This is a genomic window from Jezberella sp., from assembly GCF_964834465.1.
Genome location: NZ_CBAZRM010000011.1, coordinates 89,924 through 104,185, shown reverse-complemented (window position 1 = coordinate 104,185; position 14,262 = coordinate 89,924). Strand labels below are relative to the sequence as shown.

The following is a 14,262-nucleotide window of genomic DNA, read 5'->3' as shown; positions in this document are numbered from 1 at the left end:
GATAATCCGTGAGCGTGCACGCAGAAGTTAAACGCCTGACCGTGCCCCAGTTGGTGGCATGCAAAGGTCATCGCAAAGTCGTCGCCTTGACTGCGCACAACGCATCGACGGCCAGAATCATTGACGATTACGTTGACTTTATCTTGATTGGTGATTCAACGGCGATGGTCGCCTACGGGCTACCTAATACCCTGTCGATCACGCTTGACCAGATTGCCCAGCATACCGCGGCAGTTGTCCGCTCGACGCATAGAGCGTGTGTCATTGCTGATATGCCCTTTGGCAGTTATCAAGAATCGCACGCACAGGCTTTCCGAAACGCAGCTGCTCTGCTCGAACAGGGCGCTGATGCGGTGAAGCTCGAAGGCGGTTCTGTCATGGCCACCACCGTTGAGTACCTGGTCGCCCGAGGGATTCCGGTGTTGGCGCATATTGGTCTAATGCCTCAGTACGTCAACACCATGGGCGGCTATCTCGCCCAAGGTAAGACGACTGAGTCTGCTCAGAGAATCATGGATGACGCCGTGACCCTGCATGAAGCGGGGGCCTTCGGCATTGTGCTTGAGGGGCTCGCTGAACCAGTGGCGGCAAAAATCACGGCCGAAGTGCCAACCTTAACGATCGGTATCGGTGCTTCTGTCGCCTGCGATGGACAAATTTTGGTCACCGAAGACATGCTAGGTCTCAGTGGCGCACGCGTGCCTAAGTTTGTGAAGCGCTACGCGAATCTTGAAAATGAAATGCGCGTTGCTGTCGAACGCTACGCCGATGAGGTACGATCGTCGAAATTTCCTGAGCTGCAACACTGTTTTGCAGTCAAAAAGGACTAAGCTGTCGTTCTCTTTACCGTTGAATCAAGCAAGTTGTCTCATGACTAAAATCGATAAGCCCTGGCACATTGTTCGTCAATCGAAGGTTCACGGACGTGGTGTATTTGCAGCCCGTAAGATACCTGCCGGCACTCGTATCATCGAATATTGCGGGAAAACCATCAGCGCTGCTGAAGCCGATCGCAGACATCCCACCAACCCTGACGATCCTTTTCACACTTTCTTCTTTTCCTTGAGTTCGGGCAAAGTGATCGACGGCAATGACAATGGCAACGATGCACGCTGGATCAATCATTCGTGTCAGCCAAATTGCGAAAGCAGTGAAGGCAAGGGTGGCAAGCGTGTCTATATTGAAGCCAAACAAGAGATCGCCCGTGGGGCGGAGCTGAACTATGACTATGGTTTGGTGATCGATGAAAAGCTGACCAAAACACTGAAAGCGCAATACGCTTGCCGCTGTGGCGCGGCGGATTGTCGCGGCACCATGCTTGCGGTGTCCAAGAAAAAAGCCCGTAAGAAAGTAACGAGCGAGGCATGACCAAGCAGGTTGCCCAGCAACGGGCGGGAGTGAGTCTGATTGGTGCGCCAACCGATATTGGCGCAAGCACCGTGGGTGGTCGTATGGGGCCTGAAGCATTACGTGTTGCTGGGATTGTGCAAGCGATCAGCCAATTCGGTCTGGTCGTGAACGATCGCGGCAACCTTGTCGGCCCGAACAATCCTTGGCAAGCACCGGTCAATGGTTTTCGCCACCTTGCCGAAGTCACCCGCTGGAATCAGCTGGTACACGACGCGGTTTACGACGAGTTGCAGGCGGGTCAAATCCCCATGATGCTGGGGGGCGACCATTGTCTGGCGATCGGATCGATCAGTGCAGTGGCGCGTCATTGCCGAGAGCAAGGCAAAAAATTGTTGATCTTGTGGTTTGATGCGCATGCTGATTTCAATACCGCCGCGCTGACGCCGAGCGGCAATATCCACGGGATGCCGGTCGCGTGTCTGTGCGGCATGGGACCGCAAGCACTGATTGAGATCGGTGGGCATATCCCAGCGCTACACCCCACCCAGATTCGCCAGATTGGTATTCGCAGTGTCGATCAAGGCGAGAAGCGTCTTGTGCATGACATCGGTATTGAAGTGTTTGATATGCGCTACATCGATGAGATGGGCATGCGCGAAACCATGAGCCACGCGCTCGCCGAGTTAGATGAAGGCACTCATCTGCATGTCAGTCTGGATGTTGATTTTTTAGATCCAGAAATTGCGCCAGGCGTTGGCACAACGGTCAGAGGTGGCCCAACCTATCGCGAGGCACAATTGTGTATGGAAATGATTGCCGACACCGGTCGGTTGCGATCATTGGATATTGTTGAGTTAAATCCCGCGATGGACGTGCGCAACAAGACAGCTGAATTGGCCGTGGACTTGATTGAAAGCCTATTCGGGAAAACGACGTTGATGCGGCATGATGCGCGCGATGGTTAAAAGCGAGGTTGTCTGTGCCTTTGCCTTAGTGGTGAGCAACTGAGCCTATGGCATGGTGCAATTCGTACCATCCAAAAACGAGCGCAGTGCATGCACCGATGGTCAAGATCGTGCGTAGCCGCAGCATCCACACGCTGATGAGTCTTGGTTGTTTTTTGTAAAGCATTAAATCCAGTGCCCACTGAAGTAGTAAGCCTGATGCAAGCAGGATTAAACCAACATCGGGGGTGACCATCAAGGCGAACCAGCCAATGAGGGCTGGGATGACACTCCAGAGAAACATCGCGTTGCGCTGTGCATCCGCCTCGGCGTGCGCAGCGATGCCCCACCAGAGCGCGCCCACAAAGCTCAAAATGAGGGCGCCGTAAGACAGCAACCCGAGTAATGCGCTGATCGGGTCAAGCCCTATATCATGCCCAGAGGCGATGGCGAGAAACCAGAAAGGAACGAGCCCCAGCAAACCAGGAATCAGAGCGGCAAGCGGAATACGACGTTGGCTGGTCAACCGTTCACTGGGTGTCATAGGTTTTTCGCAAAAAACATGAGTAAGATAACCGAATGAAGACAGAACTGAGAAACCTGGCGCTCGAGGCGTTGAGACAGCCTGATGCGCTTGGCAAAGCCCGCATTCTGTGGCTGATGCATGCTTCAATCCCCATTGATTTTAAGACAAGTATACCGACGCCAGAGGGTATCCCCGGGCGACCCTCGCTGACGCTGGTGCCGCCAGCACAATTGCCGCATCGAAGCGTCAATACGCTTGAGGGCAGGGCAGGGCTCATCCATTCGCTGGCTCATATTGAGTTCAACGCCATCAATCTTGCATTGGATGTCATTTGGCGCTTTGCCGAGATGCCAGAAGATTTCTATCGAGATTGGTTAACGGTGGCGCAAGAAGAGTCATTTCATTTCAAGTTGCTTAGCGATCACTTGAAGGGGATGGGCTACACCTATGGCGATTTTGCCTGCCATGATGGGTTGTGGGAGATGGCAGAACGCACGCAAGCAGATCTATTGGCGAGATTAGCGCTTGTCCCGAGGACCCTTGAAGCGAGAGGGTTGGATGCGTCACCGCTGGTGCGGCACAAGTTAGCCAGCGGGGGCGATAAGGCGGCCGCTGGCATTGTCGATATCATTTTGCGAGACGAAATTGCTCATGTCGCCACCGGTAACAAATGGTATCGCTATGTCTGCGAACAGCGTGGACTGGATCCCTTGACGACCTATGCCGACCTAGCACAAATGTACCGAGCACCGACGTTAAAAGGCCCCTTCAATCTTGACGCCCGACGGGCGGCAGGGTTTGAAGAGGCCGAGTTGCTGGCGTTGGAGTCAATCGCGTCAGGCCGTTAACCTAACGCACTGACAACTCACCTTGTCACATTGTGGCTTGGTGGCGGTTGACTGCACTTAAGACCGCGTTAAACGATGCGGTCACGATATCACGGTCAATGCCTACGCCGAAACCCGTATTGCCGTCAGCAATTCGAGCCTCAACATAGCAAGCCGCACGCGTATCCGTGCCAGTACCGATGGCATGCTCGTGATAGTCAACGATGCGAACAGGAAACCCCAAACAATCTACAAAGGCCGAGATGGCACCATCGCCACCACCGCGAAGCACACGACGTTCACCATCTACTTCGAACTCGGCTTCAATCGTAAAGCTCTGACCCGCCGCGGCCGAGGGATTGCCAGTGATGCTGTGTTTAATCAAACGCCAGGGCTTAGTCAACGTCAGATACTCAGATTGAAAAACGGTATGAACATCATCTGCAGTGACTTCGCGACCTGTCTCATCCGTGACCCGTTGAATCGCGCGACTGAATTCGATTTGCAGGCGACGTGGCAACACCAAACCATGCTCTTGTTCGAGCAGGTAGGACACCCCACCCTTACCTGATTGACTGTTGACGCGAATCACCGCATCGTAGTTGCGGCCCAGATCTGCTGGGTCGATGGGTAAGTAGGGGACTTCCCAGACCCCATTGGGGTCTTGAACAGCGAATCCCTTTTTGATGGCATCCTGGTGTGAGCCAGAGAAGGCGGTGAACACTAAATCGCCGACATAAGGGTGTCGCGGGTGGACGGGCAACTGGTTGCAATATTCAACGCAGCGGCGAACTTCGTCGATATCCGAGAAATCCAGACCGGGGTGAATGCCCTGGGTATAGAGGTTCAACGCGAGTGTCACGAGATCAACGTTACCCGTGCGCTCACCGCTGCCAAATAAACACCCTTCGACGCGGTCGGCACCTGCCATCAAACCCAACTCTGCTGCAGCAACGGCTGTGCCACGGTCATTATGAGGATGGAGGCTAACCACAATGCAATCGCGGTGCTTCAAGTGCTTGTGCATGTATTCGATTTGATCGGCATACATGTTGGGCGTTGTGGCCTCAATGGTCGCGGGTAAGTTGTAGACAATTTTTTTCTGAGGTGTCGGCTGCCAGACCTCGGTGACCGCGTTACAAACTTCGAGCGCGAAGTCAGGCTCAGTGGTGCTGAAGACCTCGGGGCTGTATTCGTAAAACCAATCCGTTTGCGGATACTTCGCCATCTCGGCCATGACACAGCGTGTGCCATCAATCGCGACTTGTTTAACCTCATCGCGGCTCATGTTGAATACGATGCGGCGAAAGCCAGGGGCACAGGCGTTGTACAAATGAATCATCGCTTGCTTAGCGCCCGCGGCTGACTCGACGGTGCGCGCAATGAGTTCTGGACGAGCTTGCGTCAACGCAATGATCGTAACGTCATCGGGTATCAGTTTGTCATCAATGAGTTTGCGTACGAAGTCGAAGTCTGTTTGTGACGCGGACGGGAAGCCAACTTCGATTTCTTTGAAACCAATCTTGATGAGCATGTCAAAAAAACGTAACTTGCGCTCGACGCTCATCGGCTCAATCAAGGATTGATTGCCGTCGCGCAGATCGGTGCTCATCCAGACAGGCGGATGAGTGATGCGCTTAGTTGGCCAGGTTCGTTCGACAAAGTCGTGCTCGAAGGGCTTGAAGGGAATGTATTTACTTGCAGGGTTGGAAAGCATAGTGACCTCGGATCATGACAAATATCTCTTAACGTACTAAGCCCAAGAGATTTTTACTTTTTAGCATGTAGACCTGACAGGATCTTGCCAGGTTTTAGTATGAATGGGTGGCGGATGGCTGCCGGACTGCCACGGGACGCTAGGCCCGGCAACCGATCGCTAGTAGTAGCGATAGAGGGGTGTGCGATAGATCGCGAGATGCAACAGACGAACGAACGCCCTCGACAGCAAGGCCGAGATCGATTTTCGAAGTTGAGACGTCACCGGAGTGCGTCATAAAAATTGCATCCATGTCGCTAGTCGAACATAAATCGATAATAAAAGCAACTTGCGCTCAACCGGTTGACTGACCGCGTGAGGCGCTTGGGGATTTTTCAACACTCGCCGACGGGCCGATGCCACTCGCTGCCAGCGCTGCATCAATGGCGGCTTTTTGGGCACGAGCCAGGGCGAGTTTTCGGACGCGCCCACTTCTCAATTGTTTTAAGGTTGTCCGAATATGGCCGTAGTTGATGGGTACTTCTTTGTCCTTCCAGACCCATTTAAGAACATCCAGCGCCTCGGGTGACAGCTGTGTAGCGAGTGTTTCAATCAAGTCGAGTGGCACCAGTGCATTTCGGCCGGCTAAGATACTTTTGATGAGATAGCTTCTGATCGCACCGAGAATGAACAATGTCACAATCAGCAGCAAACCAGCCCAGATATACCAATTGATACGGTTGAGGAAATCGAGCACTTGAGGCCCGAGAATATTCAGGAAGCTAATGCTGTCATAGCGCAGCCCAGCTGTTCTTTGTAAGACCGTGACGCAGATTGAGAACCAGGCCAGACCAACCACGCCCACGACCAGCAAACGGATTAACACGGGCAACCAAGCGAGCTGGATGCACATTTTTTGTAATAAACGCCGATCTTGGTGGCGATTTTGTGTATTGAGTGAGATCATCATGCACAATATTGTACCCATGAGCAGACAATTACTCGAACTGAGAACCAGTCAACAGTTGACGTTGACCCCAGCCCTGCAGCAATCCTTACGGATTTTGCAGCTGTCGACGCTTGACCTCGAATCAGAGGTGTCCCGGGCGCTGGCCGAAAACCCACTGCTTGAGTCACAAGGACAGGACAGCGAACGGGACGAAAAAGTCTCGGCGGACGCGGCTGGGCAAGTGCCCATGAATTACGACGCGATGGCGACCCCTGTTGCAAATGTCGACAGCCACGATGCTGGGGCAGACGCGAAAGCGTCAACGAATTCAGATGCCGAGTTCGATTCAACCACGTTATCCGCCGATTTCAAGTCGTCTCGCGATTCACGCGATGATGACCAGGATGTTCGGCCCGAGTCTGCGGTGCAGAGCAGTTTGCGTGATTATTTGCTGGATCAATTGAAGACCACCCGTTTTTCGGTGCGAGATGCGGCGCTGGTCGAGATTTTGATCGAGGAACTGGACGACGATGGATTGCTGGCGTCACCGCTGGAAGAGATTGTGACGTGGATGGATCCTGCGCTTGGCTTAACAATCGACGATTTTGCGGTTGCGGTGAACTTGTTGCATTCGTTTGACCCACCGGGGATTGGTGCTCGCGATCTGTCTGAGTGCCTTGACCTACAGTTGCAGTATGCGGATTTGAGTCAATATCCTGAGGCAGGAGACCGCAACATATTGGCGCTGGCTCGTGAAATTTGCAGGATCGGTTTGCCTATATTGGCGACCGGTAACATGGGCAAACTCCGCGATATGCTGGGTTGTGATGTAAGCCAGCTGAAGCTGGCTCACGGACTCATTTTGAAACTGAACCCGAGACCCGCTTCTAACTGGACGCGTCCCGCCGCTGAATTTGCCGTCCCCGACGTCATCGTTCGCAAAGTCGATGCCGATTGGCGGGTATTTCTGAATGATGCGGTCATGCCCAAACTGCGCGTGAACGAAATGTATGCGAAAGCCCTTGGTACGGCACGGTCAGGCGCAAATGCCGACTTGCATGGTAAGTTGCAAGAGGCGCGGTGGCTCATCCGTAATGTGGCCCAGCGCTTTGACACCATCCGCAGAGTGGCTGAAGTCATCGTTCATTATCAGCAAGATTTTTTCTTGCAAGGCTGGCAGGCAATAAGACCCTTAACGTTGAAAGATGTGGCTGGCGAACTTGGGATGCACGAGTCGACCATTTCGCGGGCGACAACGCAAAAATTCATACTCACCCCTTTCGGAACGGTTGAGCTAAAGCGGTTCTTTAGTACAGGCTTAGCCTCATCAGGGGGGGGCGAAGCGACCTCTGCTACCGCGATCCAGACGCGCATCAAGGCCTTGATTGACGCTGAGGACCGGCATAAACCGCTGTCTGACAGTCAACTGGTTAGCTTGCTTGAGAAGGACGGTATTAGCGTTGCGAGGCGAACCGTGGCGAAATATCGTGAAGTACTGCGTATACCCACCGCGCCGCTTAGAAAATCACAAGCACAGGCGAACTGACGATCTTAACCGCCTCCGGGGTGGCTTAATGACGCGTTGGGATTAGGGCAATTACTTGCTTGCCCCCACGCGTGGTTGGGTTCGCAATATCTGCGTTGCGCTTGCTCAACACAGCGTGGGCGATCAAAGAATTTCAGTTTGCTGCATTGATCCAGATCATTTTTTAACGCCTGTTGCCAAGAGATCACCAGTCTGTTGGGAGTTGCTGGTTTTAACGGCTCGGCAGGGCGGTTTGGCACGTCGGGCGAGCGTGGCGCCAAAGGCGTGTTGGGTGCGTCGATGGTGACAATATCAGACGGCCCTTGCGGCCATTGCGTACCGCCCGCAGACAACGCACGATCAGGCATATCAGCCTCGGCTTTTGGTACGTCAATACGGATCATGTCCTCAGAATCACGCACAACGCCATCGACGTGGGTACGCACGATCGACCATTCAACCGGTGCAATGCTTTTTGGCTGTCCAAGCGTCCCGTCTGTCCGTGGTTGTGGTGGTTCGGCGAGGGTTTGCTTGCTTTTGTCGTCAAGTGCGCTCTGGATTTTGGCATCGTTGGCTGAAGCAATACTTGCGGGTGCCTTATTGACCAACCACTCCCCGAGTTTGATCCCACCTTGCCAACAGGCAACTGCAACAATCAACAGAAATCCGATTAACACGCGCCATGACATGGTCTTTCGTCTCAGTTAGTGAGCAGCCGAAGGGGCTGCGCCGTGTTCGCGCATGGCATGAAAACGTATCGAGGGATAGCGCTCTTCTGCGACGCGAAGTTGAGCGCCAGACGTTACCAAAAAGGCTGGCGCTTCGACAACATCATAGGCGATATGTGAGGCATTCGCGTCGATAAATTTGCGTAATTCCTTAGGGTCTTCAGCAGTAATCCATCTGGCCATGCTGTAGCGCGAGGGCATCATGCGTGCTTCACAGCCATATTCGGCAGCGAGCCTGTGCGCGACGACTTCAAACTGTAGTTGGCCGACCGCCCCGAGCAGTAAAGCCCCGCCTGCGGCAATGGGTCGAAATACTTGAATGGCACCTTCTTCACCAAGCTGAGCTAGGCCTGTGCGTAACTGTTTGATACGTAAAGGATCTTTGACTTCAACTGCTTGAAACAGTTCAGGTGCAAAAAACGGTAAACCGGTAAAGTGCAGGGATTCTCCCTCGGTGAGAACATCGCCAAGATGCAAGATCCCGTGATTGGGAATACCAATCACATCACCCGCGTAAGCCTCATCAACCAATTCACGGCGTTGTGACAAAAAGGACACGACGTTATTGGGTCTGATTTCCTTACCATTACGGGATACTTTTAGCCGCATCCCGCGATTGAATTTCCCCGAACTGACCCTGACAAAGGCGACGCGATCGCGATGTGCCGGATCCATATTGGCCTGTACTTTGAACACAACGCCAGTGAATTTTGGCTCTTCAGGATTGACCTGCCGTTCAGTAGCGCTTCGGGAACCAGGTGGTGGGGCCTGATCGACGAGCGCATCCAGCACCTCTTGTACGCCAAAGTTGTTGATGGCAGAGCCGAAAAATACAGGGGTTTGTTTGCCCGCCAGGAAGGCAGCACGATCAAACGCAGGGGCCGCCGCCTGAATCAGTTCGATGTCGTTTTTTGCGCTGGTGAATGCATCGCCAAAGCGCTTGGCGATCTCAGGATTATCGAGACCATCAATGACGTCGTCTTTGCTGTCGTCGCGGCGTTCTTGGCCTGGTCGAAACAGTCGCATCTGGTCGCGTGCAATATCAAACACGCCACCAAATGCCTTGCCCATGCCAACGGGCCACGACATGGGAACCGCATCCATGCCGATATGTTCTTCGATTTCAGCTAACAGCTCAAGGGGTTCTTTGACCTCTCGGTCCATTTTGTTGATGAAGGTAATGATCGGGGTATTGCGTGCCCGGCAAACCTGCAGGAGCCGGATGGTTTGTGGTTCGACCCCGTTTGCCGCATCGATCACCATCAGCGCCGCGTCCACCGCTGTGAGTACACGATAAGTATCTTCAGAGAAGTCTTGATGGCCAGGGGTATCAAGCAGGTTGATCACGCAATCTCGGTATTCCATTTGCATCACGGAGGACGCGACTGAAATACCGCGTTGCTTCTCGATTTCCATCCAATCAGAAGAGGCGTGCCGTGACGCCTTTCGTGCCTTGACGCTACCAGCAATTTGAATGGCCCCTGCGAAAAGCAACAGCTTTTCGGTGAGGGTTGTCTTGCCCGCATCAGGGTGCGAGATGATGGCGAATGTGCGACGCCTAGCGACTTCTGTTTGGATACTCATGGCGCGAGATTTTAGTCGGGTTATTTGCTCAAGGGGGCGGGGCGACGAGCTCTGTTGGCTTGACCCGCTGCGCCGGTTGATGCGCTCGCGTGAGGACGACCAGACGCTGATCCGGTACGTGCTCTGGGCGGGCCTGAACGACTGGGCGCTGCCGTCGAGCGATTGCCGTTGGGCGATGCATTACCGTTTGGTCTTGGACGGCGCGGCGCATCACGACGACCTGCGGCGCGCTCGTCGTCGTCAGCGCCGTGTGCCGAAGGGGCAGACGCGGTCCAGCCGGTTGGGGCTGGCAAAACCGTGATCTTGCGTTTGATCAAACGCTCAATGTCACGTAGGTATTTCAGCTCATCGTTATCAATCAACGACAATGCCGAACCATTTGCACCCGCGCGAGCCGTGCGGCCAATGCGGTGAACGTAATCTTCTGGCACATTCGGCAACTCGAAGTTGACCACTTGAGGCAGTTGGTCAATGTCAATACCACGTGCCGCGATATCGGTGGCGACTAGCACCGAGACCTTGCCGGTTTTGAAGTCGTCGAGTGCACGGGTACGAGCCGCTTGGCTCTTGTTGCCGTGAATCGCTGCGGATTTCAAGCCATCCTTGACGAGCTTTTCAGCGAGGCGATTGGCACCGTGCTTGGTGCGAGTAAACACGAGCACTTGATGCCAGCCGCTTTCACGGATAATGTGGCTTAACACGTCGCGCTTGTGGGCCTGCGGCACCATGTGGGCGCTTTGGTCGATGCGTTCAACGGTTGTATTGCGAGCGGCAACAGACACCTCGATCGCGTCACGAAGCACGCCCTTGGATAGTTCACGGATCTCGTCCGAGAAGGTCGCAGAGAACAGCAGGTTTTGGCGCTGACGGGGTAACAACGCGAGAATTTTTCGGATGTCGCGGATAAAGCCCATGTCAAGCATACGATCTGCTTCGTCCAGCACGAGAATTTCAACCCCCGAGAGGTCAACCGTGCGTTGTCCGCAGTGATCTAGCAATCGACCGGGTGTTGCCACGAGAATGTCGAGCGGTTTGCGCAAGGCATTGATCTGAGGGTTGATGTTGACGCCGCCAAACATCACCATGGACGAAATGTTGGTGTGGATGCCATAGGTTTTGACAGATTCTTCAACCTGAGCGGTGAGCTCGCGGGTCGGTGTCAAAATCAGACAACGTGGGCGCCCGGGTTTGCGCAATTCAGCGGATTTAGAGAGCAACAGATGCAGGATAGGCAGGGTGAAACCAGCGGTTTTGCCAGTGCCCGTTTGTGCAGCGGCCAGCAGGTCGCGGCCTTCCAGCACACGGGGGATGGCTTGCGCTTGAATTGGGGTGGGCGTGGTGTAGCCAACATCGGCAATCGCACGCATCAGTGGATCAGCTAACCCGAGGTCAGCGAAAGTAGTAGAAGTAGACAAGAAGAGAGCTCCATCGTCATACCGGCCTGCGGGGTTACCGTGGGCTCCAATCGGGGTAGACGAACAGGGAGTAAAACGCCGTTGAGGCGAGCGCCCACAAGAATTGGGGCTGAGCAAGACACGAGGACTGGAACGTTGTGTCGAGCTCGAATTATACGCTAATGCTGTTTAGACTGTGCTACTGGACTGTTGCGACTGAGTCGCACTGGCCTCTGGGATCAAAGGCATCAAGAAATCCCCACTGATCCCACTACCAATCCGGTTGATCCGATCGAGAAACTCCGTCAGGTAGAGATGCAGCCCCTTTTTAAGAATTTCTTCAATGGTCGAATCCTGCAGTTCTGACAATAAACCAAAGGCTGAAAGTTGTGTGCCACCCGACTGCCGATTGCGAATTCGGACCAACGTGTCGCAGACCTCTTGCACACAAGCCGATAAGGATCTTGGCATTTTCGGGTTAAGAATCAGCAGTTGAGCAATTCGCTCTGGCGTGATGACATCGTGGTAGTAGCTACGGTAGTTCTCAAAAGCCGAAACAGAGCGAAGAATCGCTGTCCAGTAGTAAAAGTCATCGACAGGATTTGGCTCGTCGTGGCGATACTTGGTTGCGGCTAAAAACTTGACGTCCAGCAGACGCGCAGTATTGTCTGCACGTTCAAGGAAAGTCCCCAGTTGGCTGAAGTCATACACTTCGTTTCGCATCATCGTGCCGTTGTGAACCCCACGAGTCAGGTGCGATCGAAACTTCACCCAGTCTAAAAAATCAGAAGGGGCTCGGGTGAGAGCGTTATCCCGAATCATTCGCTGAGCCTCAAGCCAAGTGGTGTTGATGGTTTCCCACACCTCTGTCGTAATTGAGCCTCTTACAGCACGAGCGTTTTCACGCGCTGCCTGAAGGCAGCGCATGATTGAAGAAGGGTTGTCCATGTCGCTCACCATGAAGGCAATGACAGGTGTGGGTAAAAATTTGCCGTGCTTGGCGGCATACTGCGCATTCAACTCAGAAATTTCAAGCATGGCGCGCCAGGCAATCTCGGTCGTCTCTTCCGATTGCGGCAGCAGTGACATTTGGTAATTGACGTCGAGCATACGTGCAGTATTTTCAGCACGCTCTGTGTAGCGGGACATCCAATACACGTGATCAGCGGTTCTTGATAGCATTTTGTTGAGTCCTATTCTTCAAGAATCCAAGTGTCTTTGGTCCCACCACCTTGTGATGAGTTCACGACGAGAGAGCCTTCTTTGAGCGCAACACGAGTCAGGCCGCCTGGCACCATCTTGACATGGTTGCCCGACAACACGAAGGGTCGCAAGTCAACATGTCGTGGCGCAATCCCGGCATCCACGAAAGTTGGGCATGTCGACAGCGCAAGGGTAGGTTGTGCAATGTAATTGCTAGGATTGGCTTTCACCCGTAACTTAAAGTCCTCGATCTCGGCTTTGGTTGACGCGGGGCCCACCAACATCCCGTAACCACCGGCCCCGTGAACTTCTTTGACCACCAGCTGCGCCATGTTGTTGATCACGTAGTCCAACTCGTTTTCTTTGCGGCACATATAGGTTGGCACGTTTGCGAGCAAGGGTTCTTCGCTGAGATAGAACTTGATCATGTCGGGGACATAAGGATAGATCGACTTGTCGTCAGCGACGCCCGTGCCGATCGCATTGCAGATCGCCACGTTACCCGCACGATAGGCACTTAACAGACCTGCCGCGCCCAGTGTCGAGTCGGCTCGAAAAGCGTTGGGATCCAGAAAATCATCATCGACGCGCCGGTAAATAACATCGACCCGGCGAGGCCCTTGGGTGGTGCGCATGTAGAGAACATCGTCATCGACGAAAAGATCGTTACCTTCGACCAGCTCGACGCCCATTTGCTGGGCCAAGAAGGCATGTTCAAAATAGGCTGAGTTGTACATGCCAGGCGTCAACACAACGACATTAGGCATGTTGGTATGTGCTGGCGTGGCATGACGAAGCGCCTCAAGCAGCAGATCCGGATAGTGCGCCACGGGGGCGACGCGGTATTTTGAAAACAACTCAGGAAACAACCGCATCATCATCTTGCGGTTTTCAAGCATGTAGGACACCCCGGACGGGACGCGCAGATTATCTTCAAGAACAAAAAATTGCCCGGTTTCATTGCCATAGTTGGCACGTACCAGGTCAATGCCAGCGATGTGAGCGTATATGTTTAACGGGACCTGAATATCTTTCATCTCAGGTCGGTACTGGGCATTGTTCAGAACTTGCTCGGCCGGCAGCACACCCGCTTTCAGAATATGCTGATCGTGGTACACGTCATGCAGAAACATGTTCAGTGCACGCACGCGCTGGATCAATCCCTTTTCGAGCAAACCCCATTCACCCGCCGGGAACACCCGCGGCACGATGTCAAAAGGGATGGTGCGTTCAGTCCCATGGTCGTCGCCATAGACGGCAAAGGTGATGCCGACCCGACGAAAGATCAGTTCGGCCTCTTCGCGACGAGCCTTCAGAACATGGTCTGGTTGCGCAGCTAACCACTGAGCAAATGCTTGATAGTGTGGTCGTGGCCCGACTAATGCCTCGGCGGTGCCCGAAGGCACTTGACCGGCGATCGTCATCATTTCATCAAAAGCGGCGACTTTTTGTTGCATGCAGATACCCTTAATTAAAACGACAGAAGCTCGCTTTTCAAAAATATATCGCAATTTGACGATATCTTCTTTATGTAAT

The 14,262-nt window shown here is 53.6% G+C and carries 13 protein-coding genes; 5 read left to right on the top strand and 8 right to left on the bottom strand.

Going from position 1 to position 14,262, the window contains the following annotated elements; genetic code table 11:
* Positions 1-8: 8 nt before the first annotated feature.
* From panB to rocF, 3 genes are read left to right on the top strand one after another with little or no spacing between them, the layout of a single operon-like run.
* Positions 9-830, top strand: coding sequence for a 3-methyl-2-oxobutanoate hydroxymethyltransferase (gene panB, locus AC1W8Y_RS10260; protein ID WP_482014380.1), 822 nt, complete (start codon positions 9-11; stop codon positions 828-830).
* A gap of 40 nt (positions 831-870) precedes the next feature.
* Positions 871-1,368, top strand: a complete 498-nt coding sequence (locus tag AC1W8Y_RS10255; protein ID WP_482014379.1) for an SET domain-containing protein — start codon at positions 871-873, stop codon at positions 1,366-1,368.
* Positions 1,365-2,315, top strand: a complete 951-nt coding sequence (gene rocF, locus AC1W8Y_RS10250; protein ID WP_482014378.1) for an arginase — start codon at positions 1,365-1,367, stop codon at positions 2,313-2,315. Before AC1W8Y_RS10255 ends, rocF begins: the two co-directional genes overlap by 4 nt.
* Before the next feature lie 25 nt (positions 2,316-2,340).
* On the opposite strand, the gene AC1W8Y_RS10245 is transcribed toward rocF, so the two are convergent.
* Positions 2,341-2,838, bottom strand: coding sequence for a DUF3429 domain-containing protein (locus tag AC1W8Y_RS10245; protein ID WP_482014377.1), 498 nt, complete (start codon positions 2,836-2,838; stop codon positions 2,341-2,343).
* A 35-nt stretch (positions 2,839-2,873) separates the two neighbouring features.
* Between AC1W8Y_RS10245 and AC1W8Y_RS10240 the strand changes: the two genes are divergently transcribed.
* On the top strand, positions 2,874-3,668 hold the full coding sequence (locus AC1W8Y_RS10240; protein ID WP_482014376.1) for a ferritin-like domain-containing protein: 795 nt from the start codon (positions 2,874-2,876) through the stop codon (positions 3,666-3,668).
* Positions 3,669-3,693: 25 nt separating this feature from the next.
* Here AC1W8Y_RS10240 and leuA read toward each other — a convergent pair whose 3' ends face one another.
* Together leuA and AC1W8Y_RS10230 are read right to left on the bottom strand one after the other, a co-directional pair.
* Positions 3,694-5,364, bottom strand: a complete 1,671-nt coding sequence (leuA, locus tag AC1W8Y_RS10235) for a 2-isopropylmalate synthase (RefSeq protein WP_482014375.1) — start codon at positions 5,362-5,364, stop codon at positions 3,694-3,696.
* Between the two features lie 334 nt (positions 5,365-5,698).
* Positions 5,699-6,256 carry a hypothetical protein gene (locus tag AC1W8Y_RS10230; RefSeq protein WP_482014374.1) on the bottom strand — a complete coding sequence of 186 codons (558 nt, stop codon included), beginning with the start codon at positions 6,254-6,256 and terminating at the stop codon, positions 5,699-5,701.
* Between the two features lie 73 nt (positions 6,257-6,329).
* On the opposite strand from AC1W8Y_RS10230, the gene rpoN reads away from it, so the two are divergent.
* Positions 6,330-7,838 (top strand): RNA polymerase factor sigma-54, encoded by a 1,509-nt coding sequence (gene rpoN, locus AC1W8Y_RS10225; protein ID WP_482014419.1) that lies wholly within the window; start codon positions 6,330-6,332, stop codon positions 7,836-7,838.
* Between the two features lie 5 nt (positions 7,839-7,843).
* Here the strand turns inward: rpoN and AC1W8Y_RS10220 are convergent, their stop codons facing one another.
* The 5 genes from AC1W8Y_RS10220 to AC1W8Y_RS10200 form a co-directional block, all read right to left on the bottom strand.
* Positions 7,844-8,506, bottom strand: coding sequence for a hypothetical protein (locus AC1W8Y_RS10220; RefSeq protein ID WP_482014373.1), 663 nt, complete (start codon positions 8,504-8,506; stop codon positions 7,844-7,846).
* 15 nt (positions 8,507-8,521) lie between these two features.
* Positions 8,522-10,129: a peptide chain release factor 3 gene (locus tag AC1W8Y_RS10215; protein ID WP_482014372.1), complete on the bottom strand. Its 1,608-nt coding sequence runs from the start codon at positions 10,127-10,129 to the stop codon at positions 8,522-8,524.
* A gap of 20 nt (positions 10,130-10,149) precedes the next feature.
* Complete coding sequence (locus AC1W8Y_RS10210; RefSeq protein ID WP_482014418.1) at positions 10,150-11,496, bottom strand: DEAD/DEAH box helicase; 1,347 nt, start codon at positions 11,494-11,496, stop codon at positions 10,150-10,152.
* A 216-nt stretch (positions 11,497-11,712) separates the two neighbouring features.
* Complete coding sequence (locus AC1W8Y_RS10205) at positions 11,713-12,705, bottom strand: alpha-E domain-containing protein (protein ID WP_482014371.1); 993 nt, start codon at positions 12,703-12,705, stop codon at positions 11,713-11,715.
* An 11-nt stretch (positions 12,706-12,716) separates the two neighbouring features.
* The gene (locus AC1W8Y_RS10200; protein WP_482014417.1) at positions 12,717-14,150 is read right to left on the bottom strand and encodes a circularly permuted type 2 ATP-grasp protein; all 1,434 of its coding nucleotides are present in this window, start codon (positions 14,148-14,150) and stop codon (positions 12,717-12,719) included.
* Positions 14,151-14,262: the final 112 nt, after the last annotated feature.

Coding starts and splice junctions, on each gene's coding strand:
- leuA (WP_482014375.1), bottom strand. CDS start 5,364: ATGCTTTCCAACCCTGCAAGTAAATACATTCCCTTCAAGCCCTTCGAG.
- AC1W8Y_RS10210 (WP_482014418.1), bottom strand. CDS start 11,496: ATGCGTGCGATTGCCGATGTTGGCTACACCACGCCCACCCCAATTCAA.
- rocF (WP_482014378.1), top strand. CDS start 1,365: ATGACCAAGCAGGTTGCCCAGCAACGGGCGGGAGTGAGTCTGATTGGT.
- AC1W8Y_RS10255 (WP_482014379.1), top strand. CDS start 871: ATGACTAAAATCGATAAGCCCTGGCACATTGTTCGTCAATCGAAGGTT.
- AC1W8Y_RS10220 (WP_482014373.1), bottom strand. CDS start 8,506: ATGTCATGGCGCGTGTTAATCGGATTTCTGTTGATTGTTGCAGTTGCC.
- AC1W8Y_RS10215 (WP_482014372.1), bottom strand. CDS start 10,129: ATGAGTATCCAAACAGAAGTCGCTAGGCGTCGCACATTCGCCATCATC.
- rpoN (WP_482014419.1), top strand. CDS start 6,330: ATGAGCAGACAATTACTCGAACTGAGAACCAGTCAACAGTTGACGTTG.
- AC1W8Y_RS10240 (WP_482014376.1), top strand. CDS start 2,874: ATGAAGACAGAACTGAGAAACCTGGCGCTCGAGGCGTTGAGACAGCCT.
- AC1W8Y_RS10230 (WP_482014374.1), bottom strand. CDS start 6,256: ATGTGCATCCAGCTCGCTTGGTTGCCCGTGTTAATCCGTTTGCTGGTC.
- AC1W8Y_RS10200 (WP_482014417.1), bottom strand. CDS start 14,150: ATGACGATCGCCGGTCAAGTGCCTTCGGGCACCGCCGAGGCATTAGTC.
- AC1W8Y_RS10245 (WP_482014377.1), bottom strand. CDS start 2,838: ATGACACCCAGTGAACGGTTGACCAGCCAACGTCGTATTCCGCTTGCC.
- AC1W8Y_RS10205 (WP_482014371.1), bottom strand. CDS start 12,705: ATGCTATCAAGAACCGCTGATCACGTGTATTGGATGTCCCGCTACACA.